Here is a 17,058-nt window from a genome sequence, read left to right as displayed (position 1 = left end):
TATAACATTGGTGCGGAACAAAAACCGTCTGTGTAGACTTCGAGCAGTGTCTGACTCTTTGTGCGTTGGCATTTTGCCATATCGTTCCCCTCCGACGAAAAAAAAATCCGCCCCCCATCAAATCCCCCTCCAATTGTGGTGCATGCGCAACAAATGTTTTCGTCTGAGCGGTCCGCTGGCTCTGGCTGAGCGGGGAATTGGCCCCACGCAGGAATCGAGCCTGATGACACTGAAAATGTGCGATCGGCGAGGTGTTGGCGGGTGCCCCTCTAATATGTATACGTACCTCCGTCGGGCGCGGATGCGTGGCATGTTAGAATCGCGTGATGCGTTGCGCCTGCAATGCTTACGCGAAGATGCGGCGAACCCCCGCCTTCGCACGTAAAAGATACGGATAATGGATCAATTCGCCAAAGAGACTTTGCCAATCTCCCTCGAGGAGGAAATGCGCCGTTCGTATCTCGATTACGCGATGAGCGTGATCGTAGGGCGAGCGCTTCCCGATGTCCGCGATGGCCTTAAGCCGGTGCACCGGCGCGTGCTGTTCGCGATGCACGAGCTGAATAACGACTGGAACCGCGCCTACAAGAAGTCGGCTCGTATCGTCGGCGACGTCATCGGTAAATACCATCCGCACGGCGACACTGCTGTCTACGACACGATCGTGCGGATGGCGCAAGACTTCTCGCTGCGCTACATGCTTGTCGACGGCCAGGGGAACTTCGGTTCGGTCGACGGCGACAACGCCGCGGCGATGCGTTACACCGAAATCCGCATGGCGAAGATCGGCCACGAGCTGCTGGCCGACATCGACAAGGAAACGGTCGACTTCGTGCCGAACTACGACGGCAGCGAGAACGAACCGGCCATCCTGCCCGCGCGCATTCCTAATCTGCTGATCAATGGCTCGTCCGGCATCGCGGTCGGCATGGCGACCAACATCCCGCCGCACAACCTCAATGAAGTCGTCGATGCGTGTCAGCATCTGCTGAAAAACCCGGAAGCGACGATCGACGAGCTGATCGAGATCATCCCCGCGCCCGATTTCCCGACCGCCGGCATCATCTACGGCGTGGCGGGCGTGCGCGACGGCTATCGCACCGGTCGCGGCCGCGTTGTGATGCGCGCGCTCACGCACTTCGAGGAAATCGACCGCGGCCAGCGCATGGCGATCATCGTGGACGAGTTGCCATATCAGGTGAACAAGCGCTCGCTGCTCGAGCGTATCGCCGAGCTCGTCAACGAGAAGAAGCTCGAAGGCATTTCCGACATCCGCGACGAATCCGACAAGAGCGGCATGCGCGTCGTGATCGAGCTCAAGCGCGGCGAAGTGCCTGAGGTCGTGCTGAACAATCTGTACAAGGCGACCCAGCTTCAGGACACTTTCGGCATGAACATGGTCGCGCTCGTCGACGGCCAGCCGAAGCTGCTGAATCTGAAGGAAATGCTGACGTGCTTCCTGTCGCATCGCCGGGAAGTGCTGACGCGGCGCACGGTCTACGAACTGCGCAAAGCGCGCGAACGTGGTCATGTGCTCGAAGGTCTCGCGGTCGCGCTCGCGAACATCGACGAGTTCATCGCGCTCATCAAGGCCGCGCCGACGCCGCCGATCGCCAAGCAGGAGTTAATGTCGCGCGCGTGGGATTCGTCGCTCGTGCGTGAAATGCTGTCGCGCGCGGAGTCGGAGAACGCGTCGGCGGGCGGTCGCGAAGCCTACCGTCCGGAGGGGTTGAACCCGTCGTTCGGCATGCAGGCCGACGGCCTCTACCGACTGTCCGATACCCAGGCGCAGGAAATCCTGCAAATGCGTCTGCAGCGCCTGACCGGTCTCGAGCAGGACAAGATCATTGGCGAATACCGCGAGGTGATGGCGCAGATCGCCGACCTGCTGGACATTCTGGCTCGCCCGGAACGCATTTCCGCGATCATCGTCGACGAACTCACGTCGATCAAAGCCGAATTCGGCGATGCGCGCCGTTCGAAGATCGAGCTGAACGCGACCGAGCTGAACACCGAAGACCTGATCACGCCGCAGGAAATGGTCGTGACGATGTCGCACGCGGGTTACGTGAAATCGCAGCCGCTGTCGGAATATCGGGCCCAGAAGCGCGGTGGTCGTGGCAAGCAGGCCACTTCCATGAAGGAAGACGACTGGATCGACACGCTGTTCATTGCCAACACGCACGACCACATCCTGTGCTTCTCGAACCGCGGCCGGGTGTACTGGGTCAAGGTCTATGAAGTGCCGCAAGGTTCGCGCAACTCGCGCGGCCGGCCTATCGTCAATATGTTCCCGCTGCAGGAAGGCGAAAAGATCACGGTCGTGCTGCCGGTCAAGGAGTTCTCGGCCGACAAGTTCGTGTTCATGGCTACCGCGTTAGGAACGGTAAAAAAGACGCCGCTGGAAGCATTCAGCCGGCCGCTGCGCAAGGGTATTATTGCGGTCGGTCTCGATGAGGGTGATTACCTGATCGGCGCCGCGATCACCGACGGCCAGCACGACGTAATGCTGTTCTCCGATTCCGGCAAGGCAGTGCGCTTCGACGAAAACGACGTCCGTCCGATGGGCCGCGAGGCGCGCGGCGTGCGCGGCATGCAGCTCGAGGACGGCCAGAACGTGATCGCATTGCTGGTGGCCGGCGACGAGCAGCAGTCGGTGCTCACCGCGACCGAGAACGGTTTCGGCAAGCGCACGCCGATCACCGAGTACACGCGTCACGGCCGCGGCACGAAGGGCATGATCGCGATCCAGACGTCGGAGCGCAACGGCAAAGTGGTTGCCGCGACGCTCGTGGACCAGGAAGCGCAGATCATGCTGATCACCACGACAGGCGTGCTGATTCGCACGCGCGTGTCCGAAATTCGCGAAATGGGACGCGCAACGCAAGGTGTTACACTCATCAGCCTTGACGAAGGGACCAAGCTGTCCGGTCTGCAACAGGTAGCTGAGGCCGAGGGCGAGTCGGAAAGCGAATCCGACGGCTCCACTGAAGGTGATAACGGCGGCGGTGAGGGCGACGGCGCGGCTTGATCCGTGCCAGCAGAACTTTCAGTCTCAGTTAATACGTTGAAGCTACGCTGCGGGTCACCGCGTATCGGGCCGGTACGCTTTCCCATGCAGCGTGCGGTTCAAGTTAATTTCTCTTAGGGAGTAATGATGCAAAAACGATTCAAACAACTGATGTTGCTGGCTGCCATCGTGCCGACCTTCGCCATGGCTCAAGCGCTGCAGAACCAGGCGCCGGCAGCTCCGGCTGCCGCAGCAGCACCGGTTGATCCGGCCAAGCAGGCTGCCATCAAGGACCTGCTCGACGCCATTGACGCGCAGAAGCTGGTTGGCGCAATCGGCAACAGCGCGCAGATGCAGGCCAAGCAGCTCGTTCCGGCAATCCTGTCGGACGCGCTGACCGAGAACAAGACGATGACGGACAAGCAGAAGCAGGCCGCCGTGCCGACGCTGCAGAAGAATGCAGTGCCGAAGCTGGTCGACAGCGCGGGCCAGGTGTTCGCGACCGACTCTTTCCGTCAGGACGCGATGCAGGCACAGTACGACGCGTACGCGAAGTACTACAGCACGTCGGAGATCAAGGATCTGACCACGTTCTACAAGAGCCCGACCGGCCGCAAGTTCATCCAGGTGCAAGACCAGGTTGGCCGCGACGTCGTGAACGGCCTGATGCAGAAGTACATGCCGGAATCGATCAAGGCAACGCGTGACCAGGCCGACAAGGAAGTTGCATCGGTCAAGCCGGCTGCCAAGTAAATTCCGCTCGCAGGCTGCGCTGAACAGCCAGCCTGTCGCCGCGCCCGCTGGGCCACCCGGCGTGGCGGGTTGGCGGAGACAATGCGATAATGGTCGTTTGCGCACTGGCGCAGACGGCCATTTTCTTTTTCGGCGAGCCATTTGCAGTTCTTTTCGCCGATTCCTGCGCGACTTCGATTTTCGCGCCCGCTTCCAGGACCTCACATGCGCGTCTTTAATTTCTCCGCCGGCCCGGCGGCCATGCCCGAAGAAGTGCTTCGCCAGGCAGCCGACGAGATGCTGAACTGGCAAGGCAGTGGCATGAGCGTGATGGAAATGAGTCATCGCGGCAAGGAATTCATGTCGATCCACGAGGAAGCGCTGACCGATCTGCGCGAGTTGCTGCAGGTGCCGGCAAGCCACCGCATCCTGTTCCTGCAGGGTGGCGGGCTTGGCGAAAACGCGATCGTGCCGATGAACCTGCTCGGCTCGAAACCGCGCGCGGATTTCGTCATCACCGGCTCGTGGTCGCAGAAGTCGTTCAAGGAGGCGCAGAAATACGGCACCGTGCATCTGGCGGCGTCCGGCAAGACGGCCGAGGGCTTCACGCGCGCGCCGGCGCGCTCGGAATGGCAACTGTCGGACGATCCGGCTTACGTGCATTTGTGCACGAACGAGACCATTCACGGCGTCGAAACGTTCGAGATTCCCGACCTCGGCGATATTCCGCTCGTCGCGGACGCGTCGTCGCATATCCTGTCGCGCCCGATGGACATCGCCAAATACGGCGTGCTGTTCGGCGGCGCGCAGAAGAATATCGGCATGGCCGGCGTGACGGTCGTGATCGTGCGCGAGGACATGCTCGAACGCGCGATGCCGATCTGTCCGTCGGCGTTCGAATGGAAGACCGTCGCCGAGAACAATTCGATGTACAACACGCCGCCCACCTACGCGATCTATATCGCCGGGCTCGTGTTCAAGTGGTTGAAGAAGCAGGGCGGCCTCGCGGCAATGGAGGCGCGCAACCTCGAAAAATCGAAGCTGCTGTACGACACGATCGACTCGAGCAGCTTCTATCTGAACAAGGTCGAACGTGGCTCGCGCTCGCGGATGAACGTACCGTTCTTCCTCGCCGACGAGTCGCGCAACGAAGATTTCCTGTCCGGCGCGAAAGCGCGGGGATTGGTGCAGCTAAAGGGCCACAAGTCCGTCGGCGGCATGCGGGCGTCGATTTATAACGCCGTCCCGCTCGAAGGCGTCAAAGCGCTTGTCGAATACATGAAGGAATTCGAACAGCGCAGCGCCTGAGTCACACTGACCTGCAGGCGTGCGCATCTTTTCCAGCAGTTACCCGGCAGAGCCGTTTTACGCATGGACGACGAACTCAATACACGACTCAAACCTCTGCGCGATCGCATCGACGCGCTCGACGCGCAACTGATCGCGCTGCTGAACGAGCGCGCGTCGGTTGCGCTCGAAGTCGGCGAGGTCAAGAAGCATTTCAACGCGCCGGTGTTCCGACCCGAGCGCGAGATGCAGGTGATCGCGCGCCTGCAGGAAATGAGCGCGGGTCCGCTCGCGGACGAACACATCAGCGCGATCTGGCGCGAGATCATGGCCGCAAGCCGCGCGCTCGAAAAGACCATCAGGGCCGCGTTCCTCGGGCCGGTCGGCACCTATAGCGAACAGGCGATGCACGAGTACTTCGGTCAGTCGATCGAAGGGCTGCCGTGCCCGTCGATCGACGAAGTGTTCCGCTCGGTCGAGGCGGGTGCCGCCGACTATGGCGTCGTGCCGGTCGAGAACTCGACCGAGGGCGCGGTGTCCCGCACGCTGGATCTGCTGCTGCAAACGCAACTGACCATCGGCGGCGAACTTGCGTTGCCGATCCATCACAACCTGCTTACGCAAAACGGGCTCGCCGGCGTCACGCGCGTGTGCGCGCATGCGCAGGCGCTTGCGCAGTGCCAGCGCTGGCTGTCGACCAACGCGCCGCATCTCGAGCGCCAGGCGGTGTCGAGCAATGCGGAGGCCGCACGGATGGCGGCCGAAGATCCGACCGTCGCGGCCATCGCGGGCGATCGTGCCGCGATCCACTACGGCCTGCAGGTCACCAATGCGCTGATCCAGGACGATCCGCACAACCGTACCCGCTTCGTGATGATCGGCAAGCAGCCGACCGGTCCGAGCGGCTACGATCAGACCTCGCTGATCGTGTCGGTCGCGAACGAACCGGGTGCGATGGTCAAGCTGCTCGAGCCGCTCGCGCGCCACGGCGTGTCAATGACGCGTTTCGAATCGCGCCCGGCGCGCGTCGGCACATGGGAGTACTACTTCTATATCGACGTCGAAGGCCATCGCGACGACCCGGCCGTGGCTGCCGCGCTTGCCGGGCTCGGCGAGAAGGCCGCATTCCTGAAGATACTCGGCTCTTATCCGCGCGCCCGCTAACGGCGGGCATCGCGGTTCGGGCGGCGCCGAGTGCGCTGCCCGAACGCATATTTCACTATCCATCGTCGTTCGGAGATTTTCATGACAGCGTCTTTCGGCCCTTCCTATGTGCGTGCGATCGCGCCGTACATCGCCGGCAAGCCGATTTCGGAAGTGGCCCGCGAGTTCGATCTCGACGAGGCGAGCATCGTGAAACTGGCATCGAACGAGAACCCGCTCGGCATGCCGGAATCGGCGCAGCGCGCGATGGCGCAGGCAATCGCCGATCTCGGCCGCTATCCGGACTCGAACGGTTTCGAACTGAAGGCGGCGCTTGCCGCGCGCTACGGCGTGCCGGCCGAGTGGATCACGCTCGGCAACGGCAGCAATGACATTCTCGAACTCGCCGCGCACGCGTTCGTCGAGAAGGGCCAGGCGGTAGTGTTCTCGCAGTATTCGTTCGCGGTCTATGCGCTCGCTACACAAGGCGTCGGCGCGCGCGCGATCGTCGTGCCGGCCGTGCGCTATGGTCACGATCTCGACGCGATGCTCGCCGCGATCGACGACGACACGCGTCTCGTGTTCGTCGCGAATCCGAACAATCCTACCGGCACGTTCGTCGAAGGGCCGACGCTCGAGGCGTTTCTCGCCAAGGTGCCGCGCCATGTGGTCGTGGTGCTCGACGAGGCGTACACCGAGTATCTGTCGGCGGACAAGCGCTACGACTCGATTGACTGGGTGCGCCGCTATCCGAACCTGCTGGTGTCGCGCACGTTCTCGAAGGCGTTCGGCCTCGCGGGCTTGCGCATCGGCTTCGCGATCGCGCAGCCCGGATTGACCGATCTGCTGAATCGTCTGCGTCAGCCGTTCAATGTGAATACGCTCGCGCAAGCCGCGGCGATCGCGGCGCTGAACGACAGCGTGTTTCTGCAGGAAAGCGCCGCGCTGAACGCGCAGGGCTACAAGCTTCTGACCGGGGCGTTCGACAAGCTCGGCCTCGAATACGTGCCGTCCGAAGGCAACTTCGTGCTGGTGCGTGTCGGCAGCGACGACAAAGCCGGCGCTCGTGTGAACCTCGCGCTGCTGAAACAGGCCGTGATCGTGCGACCGGTCGACAACTACGGCTTGCCGCAGTGGCTGCGCATCACGATCGGCTTGCCGGAGGAAAACGAAGCGTTCCTCGCGGCGCTCGAGAAGACGCTTGCCGAGCCTGCCGCAGCGTAAGTATTGACCCTTGACCCCGCGCGTCGGCCGGCAGGAGCGGCGCGCATATTGTCCGTATTGTGTGAACGACGTGGCCGCGTTTTCTTTTAACAAGCTGGTGATTTTCGGTGTCGGCCTGATCGGCGGCTCGCTCGCGCGCGCGTTGCGTGAGCGCGGCGGGGCCGGCGGGGCGCGCACGGTGGTTGGGGTAGGACGGACGTCCAGGTCGAGCGAACGTGCGTTGGCCCTCGGTGTGATCGACGGCGCCGCGGCGCTCGACGACGACGCCGCGCTGCGCGACGCGCTCGCGGGCGCGGACTTCGTGCTGCTTGCGGCGCCGGTCGCGCAAACGCAGCCGCTGCTCGAACGCATTGCGCCGCATCTCGACGCCAACACGATCATCACCGATGCGGGCAGCACCAAGTCCGACGTGGTCGCCGCCGCGCGCGCGGCGCTCGGTGCGCGGATCGGCCAATTCGTGCCGGGCCACCCGATCGCCGGCCGCGAGTCGAGCGGCGTCGATGCCGCGTTGCCCGATCTGTACGTGAATCGCAACGTCGTGCTGTGCCCGCTGCCGGAGAACACCCCGGAAGCGGTCGAGCGCGTCGCGGCGATGTGGCGCGTTACCGGCGCATTGGTGCGGGACATGACGCCGCAGCAGCACGACCGTGTGTTCGCGTCGGTCAGTCATTTGCCGCACGTGCTGTCGTTCGCGCTCGTCGAGCAGATCCTCAATTCGCCCGATGCCGCGTTGAAGTTCTCGTTCGCGGCGGGCGGTTTCCGCGATTTCACGCGCATCGCCGCGTCGAGTCCGGAGATGTGGCGCGACGTATGTGTGGCCAATCGCGCGGCGCTGCTCGACGAGCTCGACGCGTACACCGCGGTGCTCGCGCGCCTGCGCGCGGCGATCGAAGCCGGCGACGGCGCCGCGCTCGAAGCGGTGTTCGCACGCTCGCGCGTCGCACGCAGTCAGTGGCAGGAGCAGCGCGCGGCTGGCGTGGCCGGCAGCGACGCGTCGAAATAACCGGAAACTGGACACATCATGGAATTCCTCGATCTCGGACCTTTTTCCCGTGCGTCCGGCACGGTTCGTTTGCCCGGCTCGAAGAGCATCTCGAACCGAGTGTTGCTGCTGGCCGCACTCGCCGAAGGCGAGACGACGATCACGAACCTGCTCGATTCCGACGACACCCGTGTGATGCTGGACGCGCTCGAAAAGCTTGGCGTGCGTCTGAAGCGCGACGGCGACACCTGCGTCGTGACCGGCACGCGCGGCGCGTTCACCGCGCGCACGGCCGACCTGTTCCTCGGCAACGCCGGCACGGCGGTGCGCCCGCTGACCGCGGCACTCGCCGTGAACGGCGGCGACTACCGGATCCACGGTGTGCCGCGCATGCACGAGCGACCGATCGGAGATCTCGTCGACGGCCTGCGTCAGATCGGCGCGAAGATCGACTACGAGCAGAACGAAGGCTATCCGCCGCTGCGCATCCGGCCCGCGCAGATTACGGCCGACGCGCCGATCCGCGTGCGCGGCGATGTGTCGAGCCAGTTCCTGACTTCGCTGCTGATGACGCTGCCACTCTTGCGCACCGCGAGCGGCGTCACCACCGTGCAGGTTGACGGCGAGCTGATCTCGAAGCCGTACATCGAGATCACGATCAAGCTGATGGAGCGTTTCGGCATCAAGGTCGAGCGTCACGGCTGGCATCAGTTCGTCGTGCCGGCGGGGCAGCGGTATCAGTCGCCGGGCACGATCATGGTGGAAGGGGATGCGTCGTCCGCGTCGTATTTCCTTGCCGCGGGCGCACTCGGCGGCGGCCCGCTGAAAGTGGAAGGGGTGGGCCGCGCGAGCATCCAGGGCGACGTCGGCTTTGCGGACGCGCTGATCAAGATGGGCGCGAATCTGCAGATGGGCGACGACTGGATCGAAGTGCGCGGCGTCGGCAACGACCACGGCAAGCTCGATCCGATCGACATGGACTTCAATCTGATCCCCGACGCCGCGATGACGATCGCGGTCGCCGCACTGTTCGCGGACGGCACGACCACGCTGCGCAACATCGCGAGCTGGCGCGTGAAGGAAACTGACCGCATCGCCGCCATGGCGACCGAGCTGCGCAAGGTCGGCGCGAAGGTGCAGGAGGGCGAAGATTTCCTCGTCGTCACGCCGCCGGAACAACTGATCAGGAATGCCGCGATCGACACCTACGACGATCACCGCATGGCAATGTGCTTCTCGCTCGTGAGCCTCGGTGGCGTGCCGATCCGCATCAACGACCCCAAGTGCGTCGGCAAGACGTTCCCGGATTATTTCGAGCGCTTCACTGCGCTCGCACAACCCTGATGCAACCCAGATTCGCATGCGAATCGCCCGAAGTGCGACTTTTTCGATGAAACCGACCCGTCCCTTTCACCAGACGCCCGTCATTACGATCGACGGCCCCAGCGCCTCCGGCAAAGGCACGGTGGCCGCGATGGTGGCCGCCAACCTCGGCTTTCACCTGCTCGACAGCGGCGCGCTGTACCGGCTCGCGGCGCTCGCGAGCCTGCGCTACGGCATCGCGGCGGACGACGTCGACGCGCTTGTCAAACTGATCGACGACCTCCATATCACGTTCCGCGAGGGGCTCGCGCAGCTCGACGGTGTCGATGTGTCGACCGAAATTCGCGCCGAGGAAGTGGGCAGCCGTGCCTCGGCGATCGCCGTGCACGCGCTCGTGCGAACCGCGCTGGTGGCGCGTCAGCGGGCGTTTCGCAAGGAGCCGGGGCTGGTCGCCGACGGTCGCGATATGGGCACCGTGATCTTCCAGGACGCCGCACTGAAGGTCTTTATGACCGCGAGCGTCGAGGCCCGCGCCACGCGCCGGCATAAGCAATTGATCCAAAAAGGATTTTCTGCTAATATAGATGACTTGCTCCGGGATTTGCGTGAGCGCGACGAGCGTGACAGTCAACGCGCGGCCGCACCGCTCAGGCCCGCGGCGGATGCAAAGCTGCTTGATACCTCCGCATTGTCGGTCGAGCAGGCGGTCGAGCAGGTGGTGCAATGGTATGAAGCACTGGTCCCGCATGCGTAACTGAAAACAGTCTCGCAGTAGTGGCCAGACAGTGGCAGTCCCGTTGTTGGTAGGTGCTTCGCGATGGTCGCGAAGCGTTGTTTTCAACCCTTTAACCCCGCGTGGCGTTCGTGTAATTGCCGCAGTTGCTGACCGGTCCGGTGAGCCAGGCGTTGCGAAGACCATGCAAACTCTGATTTTTATGTCCGACCTGCAAACCTCTACCCCGAATACCGAATCTTTTGCGGCTCTGTTCGAAGAGTCGCTGACCAAGCAGGACATGCGCGCTGGCGAAGTGATCTCCGCCGAAGTCGTGCGTGTCGACCACAACTTCGTGGTCGTGAACGCTGGTCTGAAGTCCGAAGCCTACATCCCGCTCGAAGAGTTCCTGAACGACGCGGGCGAGGTAGAAGTGCAGGCGGGCGACTTCGTTTCCGTCGCGATCGACGCGCTGGAAAACGGCTATGGCGACACCATCCTGTCGCGTGACAAGGCGAAGCGTCTGGCTTCGTGGCTGTCGCTGGAAAAGGCGCTGGACAACAACGAACTCGTGACCGGCACGATCACGGGCAAGGTCAAGGGCGGCATGACCGTGATGGTCAACGGCATCCGCGCGTTCCTGCCGGGTTCGCTGGTTGATACGCGTCCGGTCAAGGACACGACCCCGTACGAAGGCAAGACCCTCGAATTCCGCGTCATCAAGCTCGACCGCAAGCGTAACAACGTCGTGCTGTCGCGCCGCGCTGTCATCGAGGCAACGCAAGGCGAAGAGCGTGCGAAGCTGCTCGAAACGCTGAAGGAAGGCGCGATCGTCGAAGGCGTGGTCAAGAACATCACCGACTACGGCGCGTTCGTGGACCTCGGTGGTATCGACGGCCTGCTGCACATCACCGACATCGCATGGCGTCGCGTGCGTCACCCGAGCGAAGTTCTGTCGGTTGGCCAGGAAGTCACCGCGAAGATCCTCAAGTTCGACCAGGAAAAGAACCGCGTTTCGCTCGGTATCAAGCAACTGGGCGACGATCCGTGGGAAGGCATCTCGCGCCGTTACCCGTCGGGCACGCGTCTGTTCGGTAAGGTCACCAACATCACCGACTACGGCGCGTTCGTCGAAGTGGAATCGGGCATCGAAGGCCTCGTCCACGTGTCGGAAATGGACTGGACCAACAAGAACGTTGCTCCGTCGAAGGTTGTCCAGCTGGGCGACGAAGTCGAAGTCATGGTTCTCGAAATCGACGAAGACCGCCGTCGTATCAGCCTCGGCATGAAGCAGTGCAAGCCGAACCCGTGGGACGACTTCAGCCGCAACTTCAAGAAGGGCGACAAGATCAGCGGCGCCATCAAGTCGATCACCGACTTCGGCGTGTTCATCGGTCTGCCGGGCGGCATCGACGGTCTGGTTCACCTGTCGGATCTATCGTGGAGCGAAACCGGCGAGGAAGCCGTCCGCAAGTACAAGAAGGGCGACGAAGTGGAAGCGATCGTTCTCGGCATCGACGTCGAGAAGGAACGTATTTCGCTGGGTATCAAGCAACTCGAAGGCGACCCGTTCAGCAACTACGTTGCAATGAACGACAAGGGTTCGGTCGTTGACGGTACCGTCAAGTCGGTCGACGCGAAGGGTGCTGTGGTCCAGTTGTCGGGTGAAGTCGAAGGCTACCTGCGTGCTTCGGAAATCGCGCAAGACCGCGTGGAAGACGCTCGCAACGTGCTGAAGGAAGGCGACAAGGTCAACGCGATGATCATCAACATCGATCGCAAGTCGCGTGGCATCAACCTGTCGATCAAGGCGAAGGATTCGGCTGAGCAGCAGGAAGCCATCCGCGGTCTCGCTGCTTCGGATTCGAGCGCAGCCGCTACCGGCACGACGAACCTCGGCGCGCTGCTGAAGGCCAAGCTCGACGGCCAGAACCAGTAAGCCTGAGAGGTCTGCTGCAGTATGACCAAATCGGAATTGGTCGCCCAGCTGGCTGCGCGATTTCCGCAACTTGTTCTCAAAGATGCGGATTTTGCGGTGAAGACGATGCTCGATGCGATGTCGGAGGCGCTTGCCAAAGGTCATCGCATCGAAATTCGTGGCTTCGGCAGCTTCGGCCTCAACCGCCGTCCCTCCCGCGTCGGACGCAATCCGAAGTCGGGCGAAAAGGTGCTGGTACCCGAGAAGTACGTACCGCACTTCAAGCCAGGCAAGGAATTGCGCGAGCGGGTGGATCGTCGCGCGGGCGAGCCGCTGAAGGCCGAAGAGCCGGATGACGACCTTTAATGACTCCGCTGTGCGTGTTGCAGCGTGGCATAGCTAGCGTCAGCGGCCAAAGCCAGTCGGCAAAAGACCAGGAAAAGCGCCTTCGGGCGCTTTTTTTTCGTCCATCATTTGAGGAGGGGTGCCTCCCGCTGCGGCCGTTGCATTTTGCGAATCACCCGTAAGTGCGGCATCCCGCCAGTTGCTGCCCAGCCGCGAGGGCATCCATTACAATACGGGTCACTTCGGCGCGGGCAACACCGTGGCGCGACGCGTCATCAAGCCGGCGTCACCCCGCAACTGCCGTCAAGAGATCTATTCATGAAATTTATCGTCTGGCTGATCCGTGTGCTGGTGTTCGTGCTGCTGCTGGTGCTGGCGCTCTCCAACACGCAACCCGCTACGCTGAATTTCCTCGCCGGATACGTGTGGTCGGCGCCTCTGATTCTGATTGGCCTCGCGTTTTTCGTGATCGGCCTGCTCGCGGGGCTCGTGTCGTCGATGCCGGCGGTCGTGCGTCTGCGCATGGAGAATGGCCGGCTCAGGCGCGAGTTGCGGGTGGCGCGCGAAACCCCGGCCGTCGTCGAACAGCCGCCGATGCCGCCGCTGATCTGAGCTGTTTTGCGCCGCGCACTCTGAGCGCGGCTTTTCGTTTTCGCGTTCCCGCACATTTGCATTAATCGCATGGATCTAGACTTCTGGTGGCTGCTGGTCATACCCGTCGCGTTCGCGTTCGGCTGGATGGCGGCGCGTTACGACCTCAAGACGCTGCTGTCCGAGAGCGCCAACCTGCCGCGGTCGTATTTTCGCGGCCTGAACTTCCTGCTCAACGAGCAGCCCGACCAGGCGATCGACGCATTCATCGAAGTGGTCAAGCTCGACCCTGAAACGGTCGAATTGCATTTCGCGCTCGGCAATCTGTTCCGCCGGCGCGGCGAAACCGACCGCGCGATCCGGGTGCATCAAAATCTGCTGAGCCGCGCGGACCTGCCGGTCAGCGAGCGCGATCACGCGCTGTACGAACTCGGCCAGGACTTCCTGAAAGCCGGTCTGCTCGACCGTGCCGAAGAAACCTTCCGCTCGCTGCAGGCTGGAGATTACGCACTGGGCGCTCAACGCGCGCTGTTGACGATCTACGAGATCGAGAAGGACTGGGTCAAATCGATCGATACCGCGCGCCACCTTGAAACGATGGGTGCGCCGTCGCTCGATAAGGAAATCGCGCAGTTTCACTGCGAACTCGCGCAGGAAGCGTTGCAGCAGAAGAACGCGGACGAAGCGCGCCGTCAGCTCGGTCTCGCGCTGAAGGCGAACCCGACCAACGTGCGCGCGACGATCCTGTTCGGCGATGTTGACGCGACCGGCGGTGCGCCGGAAGCGGCGATCGGACAATGGCGCCGCGTCGAGGAGCAGAACCCCGCGTATCTGCCGCTCGTCGCCGAGAAGATCATGAAGGCGTATGAAGCGCTCGGCCGCGCGCAGGAGGGCGCCGACCTGTTGACCACGTGGGTCGACCGTCATCTGAGCAACGATCTGCTCGACGTCGCGTATCAGCACGTCGCGTCGCTGCGCGGCGCCGATGCCGCGCATGCGCTCGCGCGCACGCAGATGCAGAAGTCGCCGAATCTGGCCGGCATGACGCGTCTGCTCGAAGCGCAGCAGGCTGTCGCCGAAGAGCCACGCCGCAGCGAGCTCGAGCTGATGCGCACACTGATCCGCCAGCGCACCAAGAATCTGCCACGCTATACGTGCCAGAATTGTGGCTTCAGGGCGCGGCTTTTCTACTGGCAGTGCCCGGGATGCAGCGGTTGGGAAACCTATGCGCCGCGCCGCGTCGAGCCGATTACCGCGTCGAACTGACGCCGCACGGGCGGCGCTGGCCGCGTCGGTGTTGCATTGCCACGCAATCGCCCGTGAATATCGCAACGAGTTTATCGCCGGCCTCATGAGCGGCATTCATCACCGGAACCATCTACCGGAAAGCGTATGAAAATCACCATTATCGGCACCGGCTATGTGGGCCTCGTCACCGGCGCATGTCTCGCCGAAATCGGCAACGACGTCTTCTGCCTCGACGTCGATCAGCGCAAGATCGACATCCTCAACAAAGGCGGCGTGCCGATTCACGAACCGGGCTTGCAGGAGATGATCGCCCGCACACGCGCGGCCGGCCGCATCACGTTCTCGACCGATGTCGCCGCGAGCGTCGCGCACGGCGACGTGCAGTTCATCGCGGTCGGCACGCCGCCCGACGAAGATGGCTCCGCCGACCTGCAGTACGTGCTCGAGGCCGCGCGCAACATCGGCCGCACGATGAACGGATTCAAGGTGATCGTCGACAAATCGACGGTGCCGGTCGGCACCGCGCAACGGGTACGCGCGGTGATCGAAGAAGAGCTCGCGAAGCGCGGGCTCGCGGGCAGCGCGCAGCATCGCTTCTCGGTCGTGTCGAATCCCGAGTTCCTGAAGGAAGGTGCGGCCGTCGACGACTTCATGCGTCCCGACCGTATCGTGATCGGCATCGACGAAGACGAACCGGGCGTGCGCGCGCGCGAAATGATGAAGCGTCTGTACGCGCCGTTCAACCGCAATCACGAACGCACGCTGTACATGGACGTGCGCTCGGCCGAGTTCACGAAGTACGCGGCCAACGCGATGCTCGCGACGCGCATCTCGTTCATGAACGAGATGTCGAATCTCGCGGACAAGGTCGGCGCCGATATCGAAGCCGTGCGCCGCGGCATCGGTTCCGATCCGCGCATCGGCTATCACTTCCTGTATGCAGGCTGCGGCTATGGCGGCTCGTGCTTCCCGAAGGACGTGCAGGCGCTGATTCGCACCGCGAGCGAGAGCGGCCATAACCTGCGCATTCTCGAGGCGGTCGAGGAAGTGAACTACCAGCAAAAGGACGTGCTCGTGAACAAGATCGCCGCGAAACTCGGCGAGGATCTGAGCGGTCGCACGTTCGCGGTGTGGGGCCTCGCGTTCAAGCCGAATACCGACGACATGCGCGAGGCGCCGAGCCGTCGCGTGATTGGCGAGCTGCTCGCGCGCGGCGCGAAAGTGCGCGCGTACGATCCGGTTGCCGTGACCGAGGCGCGTCGCGTATTCGCGATGGATCTGCACGCGGCGCCTGAGCAGCTCGCGCGCCTCACGTTCACGGGCACCCAGGACGAAACGCTGACCGGCGCCGACGCGCTCGTGATCGTGACCGAATGGAAGGAGTTCAAGAGTCCTGATTTCGTGCATCTGAAATCGGTGCTGAAGACACCGCTGATTTTCGACGGCCGCAATCTGTACGAGCCGGACGCGATGACCGAGCTCGGTATCGACTACCACGCGATTGGACGCCCCTATGCCCAACCCACTGAACTTCCGGCCGATGCCTGAGACCATGCCCGCGGCGCCCGCGTCCACCACGGCGCAGAAGCTCACGGTCGTGCCGCGCGCGCAGCTCGACGCGGCGCGCGTGCTGGTGGTCGGCGACGTGATGCTCGACCGTTACTGGTTCGGCGACGTCAACCGCATTTCTCCGGAGGCGCCCGTGCCGGTCGTGCACGTGCAGCGCCAGGAAGATCGACTGGGCGGCGCGGCGAACGTCGCGCGCAACGCGGTCGCGCTCGGTGCGCAGGCGGGTCTGTTGTGCGTGGTCGGTCATGACGAGCCCGGCGAGCGCATCGTGCAGTTGCTCGGCGAAAGCGGCGTGACGCCGCATCTCGAACGCGACCCGGCGTTGCTGACGACGATCAAGCTGCGCGTGCTGTCGCGTCAGCAGCAATTGCTGCGCGTCGATTTCGAAAACTCGCCGGCGCACGAAGTGCTGCTCGCGGGTCTCGCGCGTTTCGACGAGCTGCTGCCGTCGTACGACGTGATCCTGATGTCCGACTACGCGAAGGGCGGCCTCACGCACGTCACGCAAATGATCGCGAAGGCGCACGCGGCCGGCAAAGCGGTGTTGGTCGATCCGAAGGGCGATGACTGGGAGCGCTATCGCGGCGCGACGCTGATCACGCCGAATCGCGCCGAATTGCGCGAGGTAGTCGGGCAGTGGAAGTCCGAGGACGATCTGATCGCGCGCGTCACGAAGCTGCGCGCCGAACTCCAGTTCAAGGCGCTGCTGCTGACGCGCTCGGAAGAGGGCATGACGCTGTTCTCCGACGACGGCATCCTGCACGCGTCGGCCGTTGCGCGCGAAGTGTATGATGTGTCGGGCGCGGGCGACACCGTGATCGCCACGCTCGCCGCGATGCTCGGCGCGGGTCTTTCGCTCGTCGAAGCGGTCGGGCTCGCGAATCGCGCGGCCGGCATCGTGGTCGGCAAACTGGGCACCGCCACCGTCGACTACGACGAACTCTTTTCCTGATGCAGCCCGCGGGGCGCGGTCG

Annotated in this window: 14 protein-coding genes; all 14 read left to right on the top strand. The window is 63.2% G+C overall.

The genetic code is table 11. The annotated features are described in order from the left end of the window. The first annotated feature begins 397 nt into the window (after window positions 1-397). The 14 genes from gyrA to rfaE1 all read left to right on the top strand — a co-directional run bounded on the left by gyrA (window position 398) and on the right by rfaE1 (window position 17,036). Window positions 398-3,031 carry a DNA gyrase subunit A gene (gene gyrA / locus L0U84_RS14995; RefSeq protein ID WP_233850850.1) on the top strand — a complete coding sequence of 878 codons (2,634 nt, stop codon included), beginning with the start codon at window positions 398-400 and terminating at the stop codon, window positions 3,029-3,031. Between the two features lie 126 nt (window positions 3,032-3,157). Next, entirely contained in the window at window positions 3,158-3,763 is a 606-nt protein-coding gene (locus L0U84_RS14990) for a DUF2059 domain-containing protein (protein WP_233850849.1), read from the top strand. Window positions 3,764-3,967: 204 nt separating this feature from the next. Next, a complete protein-coding gene (gene serC, locus L0U84_RS14985) occupies window positions 3,968-5,050 on the top strand; it encodes a 3-phosphoserine/phosphohydroxythreonine transaminase (protein ID WP_233850847.1) in 1,083 nt (360 codons plus the stop codon). Between the two features lie 63 nt (window positions 5,051-5,113). Next, window positions 5,114-6,193: a prephenate dehydratase gene (pheA, locus tag L0U84_RS14980; RefSeq protein WP_233850845.1), complete on the top strand. Its 1,080-nt coding sequence runs from the start codon at window positions 5,114-5,116 to the stop codon at window positions 6,191-6,193. Window positions 6,194-6,274: 81 nt separating this feature from the next. After that, the gene (gene hisC / locus L0U84_RS14975; protein ID WP_233850843.1) at window positions 6,275-7,396 is read left to right on the top strand and encodes a histidinol-phosphate transaminase; all 1,122 of its coding nucleotides are present in this window, start codon (window positions 6,275-6,277) and stop codon (window positions 7,394-7,396) included. A gap of 61 nt (window positions 7,397-7,457) precedes the next feature. Continuing rightward, window positions 7,458-8,399, top strand: coding sequence for a prephenate dehydrogenase (locus L0U84_RS14970; RefSeq protein WP_233850841.1), 942 nt, complete (start codon window positions 7,458-7,460; stop codon window positions 8,397-8,399). An 18-nt stretch (window positions 8,400-8,417) separates the two neighbouring features. Continuing rightward, window positions 8,418-9,722: a 3-phosphoshikimate 1-carboxyvinyltransferase gene (aroA, locus tag L0U84_RS14965; protein ID WP_233850839.1), complete on the top strand. Its 1,305-nt coding sequence runs from the start codon at window positions 8,418-8,420 to the stop codon at window positions 9,720-9,722. 46 nt (window positions 9,723-9,768) lie between these two features. Continuing rightward, window positions 9,769-10,455 (top strand): (d)CMP kinase, encoded by a 687-nt coding sequence (gene cmk, locus L0U84_RS14960; protein ID WP_233850837.1) that lies wholly within the window; start codon window positions 9,769-9,771, stop codon window positions 10,453-10,455. A 163-nt stretch (window positions 10,456-10,618) separates the two neighbouring features. Next, window positions 10,619-12,352, top strand: coding sequence for a 30S ribosomal protein S1 (gene rpsA / locus L0U84_RS14955; protein ID WP_008921410.1), 1,734 nt, complete (start codon window positions 10,619-10,621; stop codon window positions 12,350-12,352). A 21-nt stretch (window positions 12,353-12,373) separates the two neighbouring features. Next, window positions 12,374-12,697: an integration host factor subunit beta gene (locus L0U84_RS14950; protein WP_129961450.1), complete on the top strand. Its 324-nt coding sequence runs from the start codon at window positions 12,374-12,376 to the stop codon at window positions 12,695-12,697. A 297-nt stretch (window positions 12,698-12,994) separates the two neighbouring features. Continuing rightward, entirely contained in the window at window positions 12,995-13,288 is a 294-nt protein-coding gene (locus L0U84_RS14945) for a LapA family protein (protein ID WP_233850835.1), read from the top strand. Between the two features lie 69 nt (window positions 13,289-13,357). Further along, window positions 13,358-14,533: a lipopolysaccharide assembly protein LapB gene (gene lapB, locus L0U84_RS14940; RefSeq protein WP_233850833.1), complete on the top strand. Its 1,176-nt coding sequence runs from the start codon at window positions 13,358-13,360 to the stop codon at window positions 14,531-14,533. Between the two features lie 126 nt (window positions 14,534-14,659). Then, a complete protein-coding gene (locus L0U84_RS14935; protein ID WP_233850832.1) occupies window positions 14,660-16,063 on the top strand; it encodes a UDP-glucose dehydrogenase family protein in 1,404 nt (467 codons plus the stop codon). Next, on the top strand, window positions 16,029-17,036 hold the full coding sequence (rfaE1, locus tag L0U84_RS14930) for a D-glycero-beta-D-manno-heptose-7-phosphate kinase (protein WP_326491177.1): 1,008 nt from the start codon (window positions 16,029-16,031) through the stop codon (window positions 17,034-17,036). Before L0U84_RS14935 ends, rfaE1 begins: the two co-directional genes overlap by 35 nt. The last annotated feature ends 22 nt before the right edge of the window (window positions 17,037-17,058 follow it).

The sequence above is a fragment of the Paraburkholderia sp. HD33-4 genome (assembly GCF_021390635.1).
GTDB lineage: Bacteria > Pseudomonadota > Gammaproteobacteria > Burkholderiales > Burkholderiaceae > Paraburkholderia.
This window is presented reverse-complemented; position numbering and strand designations above follow the sequence as displayed.

Coding starts and splice junctions, on each gene's coding strand:
- gyrA (WP_233850850.1), top strand. CDS start 398: ATGGATCAATTCGCCAAAGAGACTTTGCCAATCTCCCTCGAGGAGGAA.
- L0U84_RS14990 (WP_233850849.1), top strand. CDS start 3,158: ATGCAAAAACGATTCAAACAACTGATGTTGCTGGCTGCCATCGTGCCG.
- serC (WP_233850847.1), top strand. CDS start 3,968: ATGCGCGTCTTTAATTTCTCCGCCGGCCCGGCGGCCATGCCCGAAGAA.
- pheA (WP_233850845.1), top strand. CDS start 5,114: ATGGACGACGAACTCAATACACGACTCAAACCTCTGCGCGATCGCATC.
- hisC (WP_233850843.1), top strand. CDS start 6,275: ATGACAGCGTCTTTCGGCCCTTCCTATGTGCGTGCGATCGCGCCGTAC.
- aroA (WP_233850839.1), top strand. CDS start 8,418: ATGGAATTCCTCGATCTCGGACCTTTTTCCCGTGCGTCCGGCACGGTT.
- cmk (WP_233850837.1), top strand. CDS start 9,769: ATGAAACCGACCCGTCCCTTTCACCAGACGCCCGTCATTACGATCGAC.
- rpsA (WP_008921410.1), top strand. CDS start 10,619: ATGCAAACTCTGATTTTTATGTCCGACCTGCAAACCTCTACCCCGAAT.
- L0U84_RS14950 (WP_129961450.1), top strand. CDS start 12,374: ATGACCAAATCGGAATTGGTCGCCCAGCTGGCTGCGCGATTTCCGCAA.
- L0U84_RS14945 (WP_233850835.1), top strand. CDS start 12,995: ATGAAATTTATCGTCTGGCTGATCCGTGTGCTGGTGTTCGTGCTGCTG.
- lapB (WP_233850833.1), top strand. CDS start 13,358: ATGGATCTAGACTTCTGGTGGCTGCTGGTCATACCCGTCGCGTTCGCG.
- L0U84_RS14935 (WP_233850832.1), top strand. CDS start 14,660: ATGAAAATCACCATTATCGGCACCGGCTATGTGGGCCTCGTCACCGGC.
- rfaE1 (WP_326491177.1), top strand. CDS start 16,029: ATGCCCAACCCACTGAACTTCCGGCCGATGCCTGAGACCATGCCCGCG.